The 16,649-nt window shown below is 48.0% G+C and carries 14 protein-coding genes and 1 tRNA gene; 4 read left to right on the forward strand and 11 right to left on the reverse strand.

The window, feature by feature from the left end:
* Positions 1-581 precede the first annotated feature (581 nt).
* Entirely contained in the window at positions 582-3,950 is a 3,369-nt protein-coding gene (locus BN3003_RS17975) for a FimV/HubP family polar landmark protein (RefSeq protein WP_082625724.1), read from the forward strand.
* 81 nt (positions 3,951-4,031) lie between these two features.
* Here the strand turns inward: BN3003_RS17975 and BN3003_RS17980 are convergent, their stop codons facing one another.
* From BN3003_RS17980 to rplU, 9 genes are all read right to left on the reverse strand, one after another.
* The gene (locus BN3003_RS17980) at positions 4,032-5,342 is read right to left on the reverse strand and encodes a TRZ/ATZ family hydrolase (RefSeq protein ID WP_058357988.1); all 1,311 of its coding nucleotides are present in this window, start codon (positions 5,340-5,342) and stop codon (positions 4,032-4,034) included.
* Positions 5,343-5,354: 12 nt separating this feature from the next.
* The gene (locus BN3003_RS17985) at positions 5,355-7,031 is read right to left on the reverse strand and encodes an ArnT family glycosyltransferase (RefSeq protein WP_058357989.1); all 1,677 of its coding nucleotides are present in this window, start codon (positions 7,029-7,031) and stop codon (positions 5,355-5,357) included.
* A gap of 120 nt (positions 7,032-7,151) precedes the next feature.
* Entirely contained in the window at positions 7,152-7,367 is a 216-nt protein-coding gene (gene rpmE / locus BN3003_RS17990) for a 50S ribosomal protein L31 (protein ID WP_058357990.1), read from the reverse strand.
* A gap of 96 nt (positions 7,368-7,463) precedes the next feature.
* On the reverse strand, positions 7,464-7,997 hold the full coding sequence (locus BN3003_RS17995) for a hypothetical protein (protein ID WP_058357991.1): 534 nt from the start codon (positions 7,995-7,997) through the stop codon (positions 7,464-7,466).
* A gap of 48 nt (positions 7,998-8,045) precedes the next feature.
* Complete coding sequence (gene cysS, locus BN3003_RS18000) at positions 8,046-9,464, reverse strand: cysteine--tRNA ligase (RefSeq protein ID WP_058357992.1); 1,419 nt, start codon at positions 9,462-9,464, stop codon at positions 8,046-8,048.
* Between the two features lie 180 nt (positions 9,465-9,644).
* Positions 9,645-10,277: a DUF937 domain-containing protein gene (locus tag BN3003_RS18005; RefSeq protein ID WP_058357993.1), complete on the reverse strand. Its 633-nt coding sequence runs from the start codon at positions 10,275-10,277 to the stop codon at positions 9,645-9,647.
* Between the two features lie 25 nt (positions 10,278-10,302).
* Complete coding sequence (obgE, locus tag BN3003_RS18010; RefSeq protein ID WP_058357994.1) at positions 10,303-11,445, reverse strand: GTPase ObgE; 1,143 nt, start codon at positions 11,443-11,445, stop codon at positions 10,303-10,305.
* Between the two features lie 164 nt (positions 11,446-11,609).
* Positions 11,610-11,882, reverse strand: a complete 273-nt coding sequence (gene rpmA, locus BN3003_RS18015) for a 50S ribosomal protein L27 (RefSeq protein ID WP_058357995.1) — start codon at positions 11,880-11,882, stop codon at positions 11,610-11,612.
* Positions 11,883-11,900: 18 nt separating this feature from the next.
* Complete coding sequence (gene rplU / locus BN3003_RS18020) at positions 11,901-12,209, reverse strand: 50S ribosomal protein L21 (protein WP_058357996.1); 309 nt, start codon at positions 12,207-12,209, stop codon at positions 11,901-11,903.
* Positions 12,210-12,471: 262 nt separating this feature from the next.
* Between rplU and BN3003_RS18025 the strand changes: the two genes are divergently transcribed.
* The 3 genes from BN3003_RS18025 to BN3003_RS18035 all read left to right on the forward strand — a co-directional run bounded on the left by BN3003_RS18025 (position 12,472) and on the right by BN3003_RS18035 (position 15,193).
* Complete coding sequence (locus BN3003_RS18025; RefSeq protein WP_058357997.1) at positions 12,472-13,446, forward strand: polyprenyl synthetase family protein; 975 nt, start codon at positions 12,472-12,474, stop codon at positions 13,444-13,446.
* 127 nt (positions 13,447-13,573) lie between these two features.
* A tRNA-Arg gene (locus BN3003_RS18030) sits at positions 13,574-13,648 on the forward strand.
* Positions 13,649-13,909: 261 nt separating this feature from the next.
* A complete protein-coding gene (locus tag BN3003_RS18035; RefSeq protein ID WP_058357998.1) occupies positions 13,910-15,193 on the forward strand; it encodes a tyrosine-type recombinase/integrase in 1,284 nt (427 codons plus the stop codon).
* Between the two features lie 350 nt (positions 15,194-15,543).
* Here the strand turns inward: BN3003_RS18035 and BN3003_RS18040 are convergent, their stop codons facing one another.
* Both BN3003_RS18040 and BN3003_RS18045 read right to left on the reverse strand, forming a co-directional pair.
* On the reverse strand, positions 15,544-15,768 hold the full coding sequence (locus BN3003_RS18040; protein WP_058357999.1) for a hypothetical protein: 225 nt from the start codon (positions 15,766-15,768) through the stop codon (positions 15,544-15,546).
* A 16-nt stretch (positions 15,769-15,784) separates the two neighbouring features.
* Positions 15,785-16,627: an OmpA family protein gene (locus BN3003_RS18045; protein WP_058358000.1), complete on the reverse strand. Its 843-nt coding sequence runs from the start codon at positions 16,625-16,627 to the stop codon at positions 15,785-15,787.
* Positions 16,628-16,649: the final 22 nt, after the last annotated feature.

Here is a 16,649-nt window from a genome sequence, read left to right on the forward strand (position 1 = left end):
AATCGTGCTTATCGGCTTGATTGCTGGCGCGCATCTCAATCCAAGTCCTCATGCACCGCCGCAAAAATTCGATGTTACAGCACTTGCCTTGATAGATAAAGAGTCTCAGCCTCGCACAGGCGCTCTTAAGCCCGTCCTGCTTGATAGCAGCAAAAGCAGATTTTCAAAACCGCATCGTTTGTGAATATCTGGCACTGTTGCAAACATGCCAAAGCTTCCGCTGTCTTTGGCACTTTTTTGTATGGTTTTGTAGCGCATGGCGAGCGCAAAAACAGCGACTCTTGTGTACCGTCAATGCGGCCTGTAAAGTTTTTACCTAAAATAGCGGCGCAGTCAGAGCCAGCACTGCCATACTGAAACTGTGGTATTTTAGAAACAGAAACTGCTCTATGTTGTAGCAATCACAATACAATACGCACGCAATCCATCAAGGATTACCCGTTTCGCGTACAGTTAATGTTAAGCTAACATACCAATAATAAATATACGTTAAAATGACGCCGAGATTTGTGGTCGAACTTGTGCGTCTTGGTTTGGATTTACACACTATATTAATGTATAGATACAACGACTGAGGGATTATGTCTAAATCGAATATGAATTTAAAACTGGTAACAGGTTTGTTGGTGGCCAGCGGCTCTACGGTTGCGGTCGCGTCCATGAACAATCTGGATGTGCAATCCAATCTGGGGGAACAATTCTCTGGATCTATTGTGGTTACCGGTCCGACAGCGCAGGAGATTTTAAAATCTCCTTCTTCCATCAGCGTTTCAGGTGCACCTGTTTCTGCTCGCGTGAGCAAACAAGGTTCTGCCGCCGTCATTCATTTGCGCTCCAGTGTGCCGATTAATGACCCCGTCTTGCGCTTGAAAGTACAGGCCGGCTCAGAAAGCCGCCAGTATTCGGCCATCATAGACCCGAAAAATACGGTGCACCAAAGTGCACAAGTCAACCCAGCCAAAGCCATCCCTCACCCACCGGCATTGGCCAGCAACAACCAAGCAGCGACCAAACCCACTGCAACACCAAGCAACAAAGCCGCCGCGCCCAAACCCGCGCAGCGCACCATCCAAAACAACCGCCCGCATACGCCTACTGTGGCAGCGCCTGGCAACATCGCCATTGCTGAGCAATACAAAGTTCAGGCCAAAGACAATATTTTTGAGATTGCCCGCCGCTACCAACCAGATGGTTTGAGCACTGCCCAAACCGTGCAAGCCTTGATGCGCGCCAATCCGCAAGCATTCCGCAATCACAATCCAAACTTGCTCTACGGCGATGCAACCTTAAAAATCCCGTCTGCCGATGCCATGCACCAACTGGCCAAAGGCCGCTCGGCCAAAACCGTGGCCGCAGCAGCCACTGCAGCAACAGCCGCCGTGGCAACGGGCAGCACCACCACAACCGCACCAACGACCAACGCCGAAACGCCTGCTGATGTGGCTGCGATTGAAAAACAGTTGGCCGAATTGGAACAGCAAAAAGCCCAATTGGAAAAACAATTGGCACAAGCACAACAAGCCAGTGCCACAGCTGAAGCCACTCCACCTGCTGTGGCCGCTTCTACGCCTGTGGCTGCCAGCACGCCAGCTACCGTAACCGCATCCGCTCCTGTGGTTGCCCAACCTAAAGTAGCGCCACCACCAGCACCGATTCCTGTGCCTGAAGAAAAAGGCATCATGGACTTGCTGATAGACTACTTGCCATACTTGGCTGCTGGTTTGGTGGCCTTGTTGTTATTGGCGATGTTGATTGTGCGCTCACGCAAAAAAGCCGCAGCAGAAAGTTTTGCCGAAATCGATGATGGCAATGACGATGCGGTTGAAATCTTCAATTTTGACGATGCGCCTTTGGACACACCCAAAGCGACCTTGGCTGACGCTGATGATGCCAACAACCAATTGACTGCGGCTGAATTGGCTGCCTTGGATTCTTTCAATCCACAAGAAGAAAAAGCCTTCCACCAATCCACAGCCAAACCAACGGCTGCGCCTAAAGCCGATGGATTAAGCAAAGGCGCAACTGCCTTAGTGGGCGGCGCTGCGGTTGCCGCCGCGGCGCATGCGGCCAGCGACGACTTCATGCCCAGCGATGAAGAATTGGCACAATATGCACAACCCAATGCCACTGCTGCACCTGCTGCCGATGATTTCAATTTGGATGACTTGGACGCCTTGCTCAAACAAGGTGAAGTGGAAAGCGAAGCCATTGTTAGCACCGCCGCCGCGCCTGCTGAGACCAATGAAGACTTTAATTTTGACTTTGATGTTAATGAGCTGGCACAGAATAACAATCTGAACCTCACCAGTCCTGCGTTCGACTTCCCTGATTTTGAAACTGTGGCGGAAGCACCAGTAGCGACCCATTTGCCACAGGTTGAAGATGTTAACTTCAACGATTTTGAAGCCGAAGTGATTGCGACACCAGCGCCTAGCAGCGAATTCAATTTGGATTTGGGCGCTGTGGCCTTGGGTGCTGCCGGTGTGGCTGCTGCCAGCCACCTCAGCCAAGATGAGCCGCAAGCTGCGGTCAATGAAGGCCTGACCTTAAGCCAAGATGACATCAATGCCATCAATTTCGATGACTTTGCCCCAGCCAGCATGGACATCAGCAATACCACTGCTGCCGATGCGGCCTTGGACATCGATGCCTTGTTCCAAGCAGAAACCGAAACCAGCGAACCGCAACATGAGGTGGTGAGCAAGTTCAACAGCATTTCTATGGACAGCGGCCATGAATTGGCATTTGACGACAATTTTGATTTGAACTTTGATGAGTTGTTGAGCGTAGACGACACTGCCAGCACCAGCAGCACGGTAGTTGACGACACCCCAGCCTACACACCAGAAGAAATCACCTTTGATACCGTGCTAGAAACGCCAGTAGTAGAAGCCGCGCCAGTGGTGGCTGCTGTGGTAGAAGAAAGCAAGCCAGCACAAGCGTGGGCAGGTACGGGTAATTTTGGTAACCGCATAGTGGAAGAAACTGCCGTGGTGGCAGCACCAGCCGAAGCTGCGGCTGAACAAGCATTTGATTTGGACTTCACCACTACCGACAGCACGCCGGTAGTTGAAGCAAGCCCTGCCGCGAGCGAAGAAGTGGCCTTCGCCACTGACGACATCATGTCTTTTGACTTGGATGCCTTAAGCACCGAAGCGGCTCAAACGGATGCTGTCGCAGCTGTAGCCAGCACTGAAACCCAAGCCGATGCCTTAAGCTTTGACTTGAATGATTTGAACTTGGATGCACCTGTAGTTGAAACCACAGTTGCTGCGGTTGAAACCCAAGCCGACGATTTGAGCTTTGACTTGAGCGACTTGAACTTGGATGTGCCTGCAGCAGAAACCGCTGCCGTTGCCATCGAAGACAAAGCCGACGACTTGAGTTTTGATTTGGATGCCTTAAGCCTAGACACTACCGTGACTGAGCCAGCCATCCAACCTGCACCAACAGCCACACCAGACAGCACCCACAATTTCGACTTTAGCTTGGATGATGTCAGTGCCGACTTGAACACTGCTACCAGCAGTGTCGTAGAGGCTCCTGCAGCAGCAGACAGCAACTTCTCATTGGACGAATTCAACTTGGATGAATTCGCCTCAGTAGAAACCCCTGCTGCCGTCAATGCATTGGCCGAAACACCAGCCGTACCTGAAATTGACTTCAGCTTGGACAACTTGAGTTTGGATGCTGCACCTGAGATGGCTGCTGCGGAAGTTGCGGAAGTGGCTGCACCGGTTGCAGCAGTGACTGAAGTGGCCGCAACTGTGCCTGATGACAATTTGGTCTTGCAAACCTTGCAACACACCCAAGACGCGAAATTGGATTTGGCGCAGATGTACATTGAAATCGGTGACAAAGATGCCGCAGCTAACATCTTGGTAGACTTGATGGAAAATGGCAGCAACGATGCCGCTGAACGTGCCCAGAAACTGTATCAAGCCTTGTAAACACATTTACAGGCCGCATTAACAACAAAACCGCTCTTTCGAGCGGTTTTTTATTGGTTGGGCTGCACAATATTATCGCTATCAAGCCGCCACGATTTTGCGTTGCCATGCTTCGGCATTGGCCAAAATTTCCGCCTGATCCAAACGCGTCAACACACGGTTTTGCACCACTGCCTCGCCGTTCACCCACACATGCGACACCTGATTGCGATCGGCCGCATACACCAAGTGTGAAATCGGATCGAACACAGGTTGAGTGGCAATCGCTGACAAATCCACTGCAATCATGTCGGCTTGTTTGCCCGCTTCCAAGGAGCCGATTTTATCGCCCAAATGCAAGGCTTTGGCACCATTGATGGTGGCCATTTTCAACACATCATAGGCTTTGACATCGGTTGGGTTTTGGCTAAAGCCTTTGGCAATCAAAGCCCCCAAACGCATGTCGGCAAACATGTCCAATTTGTTATTGGAAGCAGCGCCATCGGTGCCCAAACCAACATTCACACCGGCATCGAGCATGGCCTGTATCGGCGCACAGCCCGAAGCCAGTTTCATATTAGAAGCCGGATTGTGAGCGACGCTGATGCCACGCTCTGCCGCCAAAGCCACTTCTTCGACATTGGTGTGCACCATGTGCGCGGCAATCAAACGTGGGTTTAACACCCCCAAACCATCCAAACGTGCCAATGGGCGCTTGCCATGTTCCGACACCGAGCTTTCCACTTCAAACGCGGTTTCGTGGATGTGGCAATGAATCAACCAATCGTGTTTGTCGGCCAAGTCCACCACGGTGCGGAAGGTATCGTCGGACACGGTATACGGCGCATGCGGTGCCCACACAAACTGTACCAATTCCTCACCGGTAAACTCTTGCGCTTCGGCCAATGATTTTTCAATGTATTGCGCCGAGTTTTGCGCATAATTGGTGGGGAATTCCAAAATACTGCAACCGACAAACGTGCGCATGCCTGCTTTCAGGCCAGCACGGGCTACGGCACCATGGTAGAAATACATGTCGTTAATGGTGGTGGTGCCACCCAGCAACATCTCAGCCATCGCCAACACCGAACCATCGTGTACAAACGCATCACTGACGTGTTTGCCTTCGGCTGGCCAAATGTGGTTATTAAGCCAATCCATCAAAGCCAAGTCATCGGCCAAACCGCGCAATAAAGTCATGGCACTGTGACCATGCAAATTCACCAAACCGGGCATCAACACATGTTGGGGCAGATGCAAGGTTTCATCGGCGACGATGGTTTGGGCTTGTTCGGCAGTCACAATCGCCTCAATGTGCGCATCTTTTAACACCAACACATGGTCGCGCAACACCAATGGCTCATCCGCCATGGGCAAAATCCAACCTGCATGAATAAGAGTGGTACGGCTCATACTGCTTCCCTTTTAAAATAAGGCATCAAACTGTTGTTTGTGCACCAAAACAAAATGTTCATAATCTTCACGCGGTCTGTGGCCTTGCCACAGAATTTGCCAACCGCCCGCCACTTGCGCATCATCGGCCTTCAATTGCAGCAAGCGATAATGACAGGCTTGCGCGTCTTCCATATTGATGTTCACGCTGCTGTACGCCTGCCATGCCAATACGCCCGCCTTATTGTCTTTGGCATTGATGTAGAGGCAATCGCTGCCGTTTTGCAAACGCTGCAAGGTATTGGGATGTAAGGCAGCTTCAAACTGCGTCACTACCGGCCTGTAACTTTTGGCCGCATCCAACCATGGCAAAAACAGCGTCATCAACAGGCTCCACCCCAAAGTCATGCCCGCTGCCCAGTTGGTCACCGCTTGGCGACCGCGCACATGTTTGCGCGTTACCGCCCACAGCCACAACAAAGTAAACAACAAGGCGATGGTGATGGGGAAATAATCAAAATCAGGATGATAATACGGGCTGAAATACGCCGAACGCTCGGCCAATTTGGCCGGCCAGCCAAAATTCATCGCCGCAAAACCCAACCACAAGAAAATGGCCAAAGCGCCAAACAACATCACCCCGAACCAATTCAAAAACGACACCGCCCCGCGGCGCAAAGAATCCAATTGTGCCGCACCCAATACCGCCAACGGCAACAGCAAAATCAAGGCATTTTCGGTATAGGTTTCACGCATCAAACCCAACCACAACACCCCGATTAACAACCACACCCCACACACTTGCCAAACGCGGTGGTCGACCTTGTCGCGTTTCATAAACGTCCACACCGCCAAAGGCCACGCCGGAAACACATACCACAAAGCCACTTCAAAATAATAGCCAAATTCATGCCCAAGAACGCTGTGGTTCCATCCGCCAAAGCCACCAAACGCATAGTGTTGCCACCACACGGCAAACGCCGCTGGATTGGATTGGTACATCGCATACGGCCACACACACAATACCGGTACCGCCATCAGCAAGGCCATAACCAAGATCATCGCATAGCGGCGGCTGCGCCAGCGCGCAAATACCAACATGCTGATGGCGATGATGATGACCAGAAACAACTCACTCAAACTGGAAGAAAGAAACACCCACACCCAGCCCAAAGCCAAGCCAAAGCCCGCCCAAGCCGTGTGGTCATTGGCACGCGTCATCGCATACAAACTCATGGCAAAACCAGCAAACGTGATTGCCCAAGCATCCATGCGGTGCCCCGCCAACATCAAGCCCACGCAGCCTATCAGGATTAACACCACACTGCGGCCATGACGCCGACCCAATAAATGCCTGCCCGCACCACCTGCACAAGCCAAGCCTATGCTCATGAAAATCACCGTAGTCAAACGGATGGCGGTAAATTCACTCATCAACCACGGTGATAAAGCGGCCTGTAACACACTGCCCACCCACACATACAGCGGTGGCTGCTCCACATACACTTGCCCTGCCACTTCCGGCACCCATACATTGCCACCAGCGAGCAACGACTGAATCGCCGCATGCAAAACCGGTTCATTGGGCTTCCACAAATCATGGTCTATGATGCCGGGCCACAACCACACAAAGGCCAACAACAACAGCAACCACGGCTTTTCTGTCGGTTTATTGGCAGGTCTGCGCTCGGGAGGGATATAAGTTAACATCTAACATTCCGCATAAGAATCGCCGCTCAGTGTAGCACTTTCGGCACTGTTTCCAAACTGAGCATGAAATACTGGCAATAAAAAAGACAGCCTAAGCTGTCTTTTTGGCAAAGTAACGAATTAACGTTTGAACATATTGCCGAATTTTTGGTTGAAGCGGTCAACGCGACCTGCAGTGTCAACGATTTTTTGTTTGCCAGTGTAGAATGGATGGCATTCAGAGCAAACCTCGATGTTGAACGCTTCTTTGTCCATAGTAGATTTGGTTACAAAAGCATTGCCGCAAGAGCAAGTTACTTTAACGTCATGGTAGTTAGGTTGGATATCAGCTTTCATGTGCTTTCCTTGGGTGGGCGGGCATAGGGATTGTGCCTATGCTGCATTAAACGAATCAGAGATTATAGTCAAGATATGCGACCAAATCAAGATTTTTCAACCCGCTGCTGTCGATTCTGACACCCATTCCCACAGTTTTGCTGGCACGCCTTTGGAATTTTGATTGAAACCAAAAAAGCGCGTGTCACCGCCGGCATTGTAAACCGCCAATACCTTACCGGTTTTGCTGTTCACCGCAATTGCCGCACTGCTGGCGCCCGCACCACGCGGATCATAACCACTGCCGACCAACCAATCACCTTGGCGCTCCATTCGTCCCGACACCGTCAACGATTCTTTGATGCCGCCGTAAGACTTGCCGGTCAATTGTTGGAAACGTGCTTTCCAAGGAGCGGCCTGAAACACATCATAAGGCAGCTTGCCATCCGGTTTGGCCATGCCGGCATTGGAAATTGGCCGAGTGCCACATTGGCGCTTAATCGCCGCCTCAACACCGACAACGCCCACTTCTTGCGAATCCACCGTACGGCCTACCCGCTCAGCGCACTGATCCCATTGCTGCGGCGTTTGCGCCTCGGCCCAAGAAGCCGCACCCAATACCAACAAAGCACCCAAATACACTTTCTTCATATCTGTCTCCTTGTTTACAGGCCGCCTCTTGAGCTTCACATCGAAGACTTATTGACGTCTCCAAGTGGTCACACCTGCTGCATCTTCTAAAATGATTCCTGCTGCGGTCAATTCATCACGGATGCGATCCGATTCGGCCCAATTTTTGGCCACACGTGCCGCTTGGCGCTCGGCAATCAACGCATCGATGGCCTCATTGCTCAAGCCATCATCGCCACCTGCGCCGCCTTGCAAGAATGCCACAGGGTCACGCTCTAACAAACCCAAAACATTGGCCAAGGCTTTTAACACACCTGCAAGGTGCGCATCATTAGACTTGTTCACTTCGGCGGCCAATTCAAACAAAACCGCCATCGCTTCCACCGTGCCAAAGTCATCGTTCATGGCCGCAAAGAAGCGTTGCGTGTATTCATTGCTGTTGGCGTTGATGCTGACGGCTTCGGCGGCGGTGTTTTTCAACGTCGTGTACAAACGGGTTAACGCGCCTTTGGCATCGTCTAAATGCGCATCTGAGTAATTCAATGGGCTGCGGTAATGGGCGCGCAAAATAAAGAAGCGCACCACTTCGGCATCGTATTGTTGCAAGACTTCGCGGATGGTGAAAAAGTTGCCCAAAGATTTGGACATTTTCTCGTTGTCAACGCGGATAAAGCCATTGTGCAACCAGTATTTCACATGGCTTTGCGTGTGTTTTCCGGCCAAATCATCGTGGCTGTGGTCGCACACACCTGTGGCACCGCAGCTTTGCGCGATTTCGTTTTCATGGTGTGGGAATTGCAAATCAGCACCGCCGCCATGAATGTCAAACACGCGACCAAACATCTCTTCGCCCATGGCCGAACATTCGATGTGCCAACCTGGACGACCATTGCCCCAAGGGCTTTCCCATGCAGGCTCGCCCGCTTTGGCCGCTTTCCACAACACAAAATCCAATGGGTCGCGTTTAAAGCTGTCGACTTCCACCCGCTCACCAGCGCGCAAATCGTTCAAAGACTTGCCGGACAATTGGCCATAAGCCGGGAATTCACGCACGGCATAATACACATCGCCATTGTCGGCAGGGTAAGCCTTGCCATTGGCAATCAAGCGCTCAATCATCGCAATCATTTGCGCGATGTGTTCGGTCGCTTTGGGCTCGATATCGGGTTTTTGTACCCCCAACGCCGCCGCATCTTCGTCCATCGCTTGAATGAAACGTGCGGTCAATTCGCCTATGGTTTCGCCATTTTGCGCCGCACGGGCAATGATTTTGTCGTCGATGTCGGTGATGTTGCGCACATAAGTCAATGGATAGCCCGATTGGCGCAACCAACGTGCCACCATATCAAACACCACCATCACCCGCGCATGGCCCAAGTGACAGTAGTCATACACCGTCATCCCACACACATACATGCGCACGTGATTGGGATCGAGTGGATTGAACTGTTCTTTTTGACGGGTTAAGGTGTTGTATACGGTTAACATAGCTGTATGCTTACATTCTTGTGTTCATGAAGAAATCCGATTATACGGTATTTGTTCGCCGCACAAACCACAGAAGCATTCTAATTGTGCGATTTTGCATACAAATGCGGCCTGTAAACTGATTTACAGGCCGCATTTACCTTGTTTTAACAAGGTGTTAAACAATAATGTCGATGTTCATTAACGCTTATTCAAAAAGCTGCCGGCCAATTTGAACAAATCGCCCGCGCCCAATTGGCCGTCGCCATCTTGGTCTAACATACTGGTCAACAAACTGCCGCCCAAACCACCTTGTTGTTGTGATTGGGCTTGTTCTTGTTGCAATACCTGACCCAAGCCACCCGCATCCAAGCCATTGCCTTGGACTTTATTGGCCAAAAACGACATCACAATCGGTGCCAAAATCGCCAACAATTGGCCGGCATTGCCGCCGCCCAAACCAGAGGCTTGACCCAAATTACTTTCGGCTTGTTGTTGTTGACCGCCAAAAATATGACCCAAGATGGCTGCACCGGCATTTTGGCCTTGGCCGCCGCCCAATACTGAGCCCAACACGCTACCGAGCAAGTCACCCCCGCCAAAGCCTTGCGCCTGTGCTGGCGCGTGGTCACGCATCAATGCACCAAACAAAGCATCTGCACCGCCGCTTTGACTGGCATTATTGCCCATCATGCCCAATAACATAGGCAAGGCTGCGCCAACCGCACTTTCGGTTTGCTGTTGGTCTGCGCCCAATTGTGAAGCAATTTGCGCCATAGGCGCGCCTTGTAACTGAGACAACAATTGTTCTACCAACGATGTTTGTGCATTCATGCTGCTTACTCCTGATTGAGGATGTTTATTCGGGTTTTAAGACATTGCGGTCAGTGGTATCGGCAACGGATGTTGCTGCAACCTCATCAGCTGCTAGCAGTTTTGTTGCCAATTCTTTGTTGCGTTGAATGTAGCGATGGATGGCGTAAACCAAATCGGCCGTACCTTGGCGGTTAATCGCTGAAATTTCAAACACGCGCGGGGTCTCCACATCGAATTCAAATTCATCGTCAGGTTTTGGATGATTCCAACCCACCGCAGCCAAGAATGCCGCCACGCGCTCGGCGCGTTCTTCTTCTGGCAACACATCCAATTTGTTCAACACAAACCAACGTGGCTTATCGTATAAGGCTTCGTCATATTTGCGCAACTCCTCAGCTAGAGCCAAAGCTTCAGCCGCAGGGTCTACGCCCTCATCGAACGGTGCCAAGTCCACCACATGCAATAACAAACCCGTGCGCGACAAATGGCGTAAGAAACGATGGCCCAAGCCAGCGCCTTCGGCCGCACCTTCAATCAAACCCGGAATGTCGGCCATCACAAAGCTGTGGTTTTCATCCATGCGCACCACACCCAAATTCGGGTGCAAAGTGGTAAACGGATAATCGGCCACTTTTGGACGCGCTGCCGACACCGCACTGATTAAGGTCGATTTACCCGCGTTCGGCATGCCGAGCAAGCCCACATCCGCCAATACTTTCAACTCCAAGTGCAATAAGCGGTTTTCACCGTCTTCACCTGGCGTGCATTGGCGCGGCGCACGGTTGGTAGACGATTTAAAGTGGATATTGCCCAAACCGCCTTTGCCGCCTTTGGCCAAAATCACTTCTTGACCGTGTGCGGTCAAGTCGGCAACGATTTCATCGGTGTCGATGTCACGAATCAAAGTGCCCACCGGCATGTGCAAGACGATGTCGTCAGCACCGCGGCCATAGCGGTCGGCACCGTGGCCTTTTTCACCGTTTTTGGCCATGTATTTTTTCACAAAGCGGAATTCGACCAAGGTATTGATGTTTTCATCGGCAATCGCAATCACGCTGCCGCCTTTGCCACCATCACCACCATCAGGACCACCACGCGGTACAAATTTTTCACGGCGAAAGCTCGATGCGCCATTGCCGCCCTTGCCCGCCACCACTTCAATCTTGGCTTCGTCAATAAACTTCATGTTTAAACCTTTATTTGTCTGTATTCTTATCAGCTTGTGCAAAACCGATTAAGCGGCCTGTAAGGCATGTGTTTCGGCTTACAGGCCGCTTAATCAGTCTTGAAGCAAATTATAAATAAAAAAAGCCCCATCATGCGATAGGGCTTTCTTCACGAACTAACGAATTATTCTGCTTCGCCAGTGTAAGGCACTACGTTCACAGTTTTACGGTTCAAAGCACCTTTGGTGGTGAATTCAACATAACCGTCAACTTTAGCGAACAAAGTGTGGTCTTTACCCATGCCCACATTGTTACCAGCGTGGAAACGAGTACCACGTTGACGCACAATGATAGAACCAGCTGGAATCAATTCGCTACCGTAGGCTTTAACGCCCAAGCGTTTAGCTTCTGAATCGCGACCGTTTTTTGAGCTACCGCCTGCTTTTTTGGTTGCCATTTAATTTTACTCCTAAGATTAAGCGATTGCGTCGATGCGAATTTCAGTGAAATTCTGACGATGACCTTGGCGTTTTTGGTAGTGTTTACGACGACGCATTTTGAAAATGCGTACTTTGTCGTGACGACCATGAGAAACCACTGTAGCAGTGACTTTAGCACCTGCAACCAATGGAGCACCAATTTGAACATTGTCACCGTCCGCAACCATCAATACTTCTTCAAGTACGATTTGGCTGTCGAGTTCGGCTGGTATCTGTTCTACTTTTAATTTTTCACCTACGGTAACTTTATACTGTTTACCGCCGGTTTTTATGACCGCGTACATACTCAACTCCAGATTAATAAACATTTGCCAACACGGCAAAAAGAATCCAAGATTGTACGGCACTTTTATCACTGCGTCAAAAATAAAACGCAAATCAATTGATTAAGCGGCCTGTAAAGCTGAATTTGCAGTCAATTTAACCCAATTTAAAACCAAATACCTTTACTCTAAGCGTCCCAAACACCGCAAAACTGTACAGCACGGGCAACAATGATATAATCAACGCCGTTGTTTTGACCCCTCACTATCAAAAGCCGCCAATATGTTAGAAACAGTGCCTTATTTTCAAAGCCATTTAGAAGATGATTTAGCCCGTGTCAACGTGGTCATCAACAAAGCTGTGATGTCAGATGTGGCATTGATTTCACAAATTGGCCAATACATCATCAGTGCCGGTGGCAAGCGCTTGCGCCCCATCATGACCATTTTGTCCGGCAAGGTATTGGGTTACGACCATGAGCAACTGTACTCATTGGCCGCCATGGTGGAATTCATCCACACCTCAACCTTATTGCACGATGATGTGGTAGACGAAAGCGACAAACGCCGTGGTCGCGCCACTGCCAACAATATGTTTGGCAATGCCGCCGCCGTATTGGTCGGTGACTTTTTGTACACGCGCGCGTTTCAATTGATGGTGCACACCAAAGACATGCGCATCTTGGAAGTGATGGCAGACGCCACCAACATCATCGCCGAAGGCGAAGTGATGCAGTTGATGAACATCGGCAATACCGACATCAGCGAAGCCGAGTATCTGCAAGTCATCCAATACAAAACCGCCAAATTGTTTGAAGCGGCCGCCCAAGTCGGCGCTTTGCTCGCAAAGGCCACACCTGAGCAAGAGCAAGCGTTAAAAGACTACGGCATGTATGTCGGTACAGCGTTCCAAATCATCGACGATATTTTGGACTACTCCGGCGATCCTGAACAAATCGGTAAAAACGTCGGCGACGACTTGGCCGAGGGCAAACCGACCTTGCCATTAATCTACTTGATGCGCCAAGGTTCAGAACAGGCGGCAACAGACGTGCGCCATGCCTTAGAACACGCCGACCGCGAATACTTTGATGCCATTTACGCCCATGTGCAAAATTCCGATGCCTTGGCCTATTGCCATCAAGAAGCCGAGAAAGCCGTCGCCAATGCCGTGGCATGTTTGGAAAACTTGCCCGACAACGAGGTGCGCTTCGCCATGCGTGAATTGGCCGAGCAATCAATTGCCCGTTTGAATTAATCCAAGCGGCCTGTAAACTTAAAACAGCGCATTGAAACGCGTTTTTAAGTTTACAGGCCGCATATTACTGTACACAGCAGTATTCATGGCCATACCAAAGCCGTATGCCCATACATCTTTCACTTACCTCGCCATAGTTCAACGGATAGAACGTATGCCTCCTAAGCGTAAAATACAGGTTCGATTCCTGTTGGCGAGGCCAAAGCCAAATTTCAACACCATTCAAACCCATCCAAATATAATAATTATCTTTATAAAACAATAAAATATATTCAAAAAACTGTCCAACCCCTCCTAACAACTCCTCATTAAAGCCCATAAAAATGTTGCTACCAATGTTGCTACTGGGATAAAAATTCAGCCATAATACCTAGATAGCAATTATTAAATTCGCACTTAAATGAAAATGTCTATACTTATCAAGTATATAAATTAAAATTGAGTAGCAACAAAAGGTGAGCATATGGCATTAACTGATAGAGAAATCAAATCCTTAAAGCATCAAGGTAAAAGCAAAATCCGTGAATACATCTCTGATGGTCATGGTCTGTATTTAACGATAAGCACCACCAATCACAAATCATGGATTTGGAAATATCGCTTTCAAGGTAAGCAAAAAAATCTAACCATAGGCACTTACCCTGAAGTAAGTTTGGCTGATGCAAGATATTTGGCACAAGAGGCACGGCAAACACTCAATAAAGGTGTAGATCCAAGTTTACAGAAAAAAATAATTAATAATGATAACAATTTAGATTTTCAAGCAATTGCAGAGCAATGGTTTGATACTCACAAGCCAAAATGGACTCCCAAATATGCAAGACAAGTGATTCGACGTCTTGAAACGCACGTTTTCCCACATATTGGCAAACTGAACATAGCCACCATTACCGCTAAAGACATTTTAACTACCATGCGTAAAATGGAGAGTAAAGACATTGGTGAAACCACAACCAAGACTTTACAACACGTGCGGTCAGTATTTGATTTTGCAGTCATTGAAACTCACATCAATAGCAATCCGGCCAATCGCCTAGCCAATAACTTGAAACCAGTGAAAACCTCCAACTTACCAGCATTACCACAACATCAAATTCAGCCCTTTTTTAAGGCTTTAATGACGACGGGCTCCAGTAAAATAACTAAGAATGCCTTACTACTGATTATGCTAACGGCAGTACGCATGGGTTCTTTACGTACATCCAAATGGGTCGATTTTGATATTGAGAACAAGTTATGGAATATACCAGCGGAAAACATGAAACAAAACCGCCCTTTTACAGTGACATTATCAACATGGGCTTGCGATATTTTACGTGATTTACAATCTCTACATAACAATTCCGAATATGTGTTTCCAGCGTCAAAAAAAGGCGGGGGTCAACATCCTTATATGAGTGAAAATACTGTAGGTAAACTGATATCTAGCATGGGTTTTGATGGCACTCAGGCTAATAAGCCCAAAGTGGTACCACATGGTTTTCGCAGTTTATTTACCGATGTGTGTAATGAACAAGGCATGAATCCAGATGCCATCGAACGCGCACTGGACCACCTAGAGAAAAACACCACGCGTCGAGCTTATTTACGCAGTGATTTTATGGAAGAGCGATTTAAAATCGCAGAATGGTATTCAGAATGGCTGCAGGAGTACTATATGGCAGCCAAACAAGAAGTATTGAATGAGATTCGGGCCACTACCGAACAAGCCAAGTACGCAGAGTTGATTTTTAAAGAAAATAACTGAACACAAACTCGCACAAGCAGCTCTCAGATGAATACATAAAAATAACAAACTCAGGCTCTCAGCAATGCATCATCCGCCATACAACTAAAGAAACGTAGAACTCTCTCATTAGATGTTTCTACTGAAAGAGTGATTTATTTGGCAGCGATGAATATCTCGAAAAAATGAACAACGCTGACTCAAAATTAGAGGTTAGCAATTAGTTGGCTTACGGCACTCTTAGTTGAGTACTTACGCAGCCATCATGAATGAAAGTAACTTACACAAAATCAAATATGGGTTCAAAGCCCAATAAAATACTTTACGAATAAATTATTTTATTGGGCTATATTTACAAAGCTAATCTAACGTCAAGAATCAATTGAATTTGGAAGTTCTATTTTCAATCGCCGAATAAAATTAACAATTGTAGGCACTGACACCTTTGTACCCTTTAACTGAAGATACCTTTGTATTTCCATATAAGTCACATCTTCAACTACCAACTTAATAATATCTTCCTTATGTGCATCAAGTCGTTGCTTTTTTTTCCGACGTTTTGCAGTTTGTAAAAACTCTTCTAACTGAATTGTCATATAACCTCCATTTCTATTAATTAACAATCCCGTAGCCATTAACTTCAATCTCTACCCGTCTATTGGGTTGTAAGCATGCAATTAACTTATTTCTTTCAAGGCTAGGTGAACATTGCTTTACTGGCTGCTGTTCACCAATTCCTATTGCCTTGATTTTGTCAGGATGAACTCCTTTTATAATTAAATAATGTTTAATTGAATTTGCACGCTCTTGCGAAAGAAGCAAGTTATATACTTCAGAACCCAAGAAATCTGTATGACCTAAAATAATGATAGTATTCAACTCTTTTAATTCATGAAGCTGTTTTATAAAGATATCTAATTCCTCTTGTCCTTTAACACTTAAATCTTTCAATCCAGCTTTATTAAACTCGAATAATGCATCTGTATTCAAAGTAAACTTTTGAGCTCTCATGATTGGCTTACTTTCTGGTTTACCTCCTGGAGGACAAACACCACTTTTAGGATTTACTGCCTTCCAATAAAATGTTTGTGCAGTGCTTTTCTTATCAAAAAGTACCTTAAACTGACATGTTGTTACATCATTCTCACCTTGGCCAGGAGTATGAAAATGAAATAAATAATTCCACTCTCTGACATATACAAAACCTTCACTATAGTGCGGTCTTCCAAGTAAATAATACAACTGGTGCTTGGTTAAACCTGATTTAACTTGCTCTAAACTTGATGGATCAGGAAATATCCCCAAACTCATATTTAAAGTAGATTCGCTAGCTTTTGGCCATACCAACGTTTTGGCAGCACCATCTTTTTCTGATTTTGTATAACTAGTACAAGCAGTTAAGCCAAGTAAAATATTAATCAATACAACAATGCTACTTATATAAAACTTGTTCATATTTAATTCCTTTATTTGATAT

The organism is Vitreoscilla massiliensis, from assembly GCF_001457815.1.
Lineage (GTDB): Bacteria > Pseudomonadota > Gammaproteobacteria > Burkholderiales > Neisseriaceae > Vitreoscilla > Vitreoscilla massiliensis.

What these genes read in the sequence shown, in the direction of transcription:
- BN3003_RS18035 (WP_058357998.1), top strand. Translation starts at nt 13,910, where the DNA reads ATGGCATTAACTGATAGAGAAATCAAATCCTTAAAGCATCAAGGTAAA.
- BN3003_RS18045 (WP_058358000.1), bottom strand. Translation starts at nt 16,627, where the DNA reads ATGAACAAGTTTTATATAAGTAGCATTGTTGTATTGATTAATATTTTA.
- BN3003_RS17985 (WP_058357989.1), bottom strand. Translation starts at nt 7,031, where the DNA reads ATGTTAACTTATATCCCTCCCGAGCGCAGACCTGCCAATAAACCGACA.
- rplU (WP_058357996.1), bottom strand. Translation starts at nt 12,209, where the DNA reads ATGTACGCGGTCATAAAAACCGGCGGTAAACAGTATAAAGTTACCGTA.
- BN3003_RS17995 (WP_058357991.1), bottom strand. Translation starts at nt 7,997, where the DNA reads ATGAAGAAAGTGTATTTGGGTGCTTTGTTGGTATTGGGTGCGGCTTCT.
- rpmE (WP_058357990.1), bottom strand. Translation starts at nt 7,367, where the DNA reads ATGAAAGCTGATATCCAACCTAACTACCATGACGTTAAAGTAACTTGC.
- obgE (WP_058357994.1), bottom strand. Translation starts at nt 11,445, where the DNA reads ATGAAGTTTATTGACGAAGCCAAGATTGAAGTGGTGGCGGGCAAGGGC.
- BN3003_RS18040 (WP_058357999.1), bottom strand. Translation starts at nt 15,768, where the DNA reads ATGACAATTCAGTTAGAAGAGTTTTTACAAACTGCAAAACGTCGGAAA.
- BN3003_RS17975 (WP_082625724.1), top strand. Translation starts at nt 582, where the DNA reads ATGTCTAAATCGAATATGAATTTAAAACTGGTAACAGGTTTGTTGGTG.
- rpmA (WP_058357995.1), bottom strand. Translation starts at nt 11,882, where the DNA reads ATGGCAACCAAAAAAGCAGGCGGTAGCTCAAAAAACGGTCGCGATTCA.
- BN3003_RS18025 (WP_058357997.1), top strand. Translation starts at nt 12,472, where the DNA reads ATGTTAGAAACAGTGCCTTATTTTCAAAGCCATTTAGAAGATGATTTA.
- BN3003_RS17980 (WP_058357988.1), bottom strand. Translation starts at nt 5,342, where the DNA reads ATGAGCCGTACCACTCTTATTCATGCAGGTTGGATTTTGCCCATGGCG.
- BN3003_RS18005 (WP_058357993.1), bottom strand. Translation starts at nt 10,277, where the DNA reads ATGAATGCACAAACATCGTTGGTAGAACAATTGTTGTCTCAGTTACAA.
- cysS (WP_058357992.1), bottom strand. Translation starts at nt 9,464, where the DNA reads ATGTTAACCGTATACAACACCTTAACCCGTCAAAAAGAACAGTTCAAT.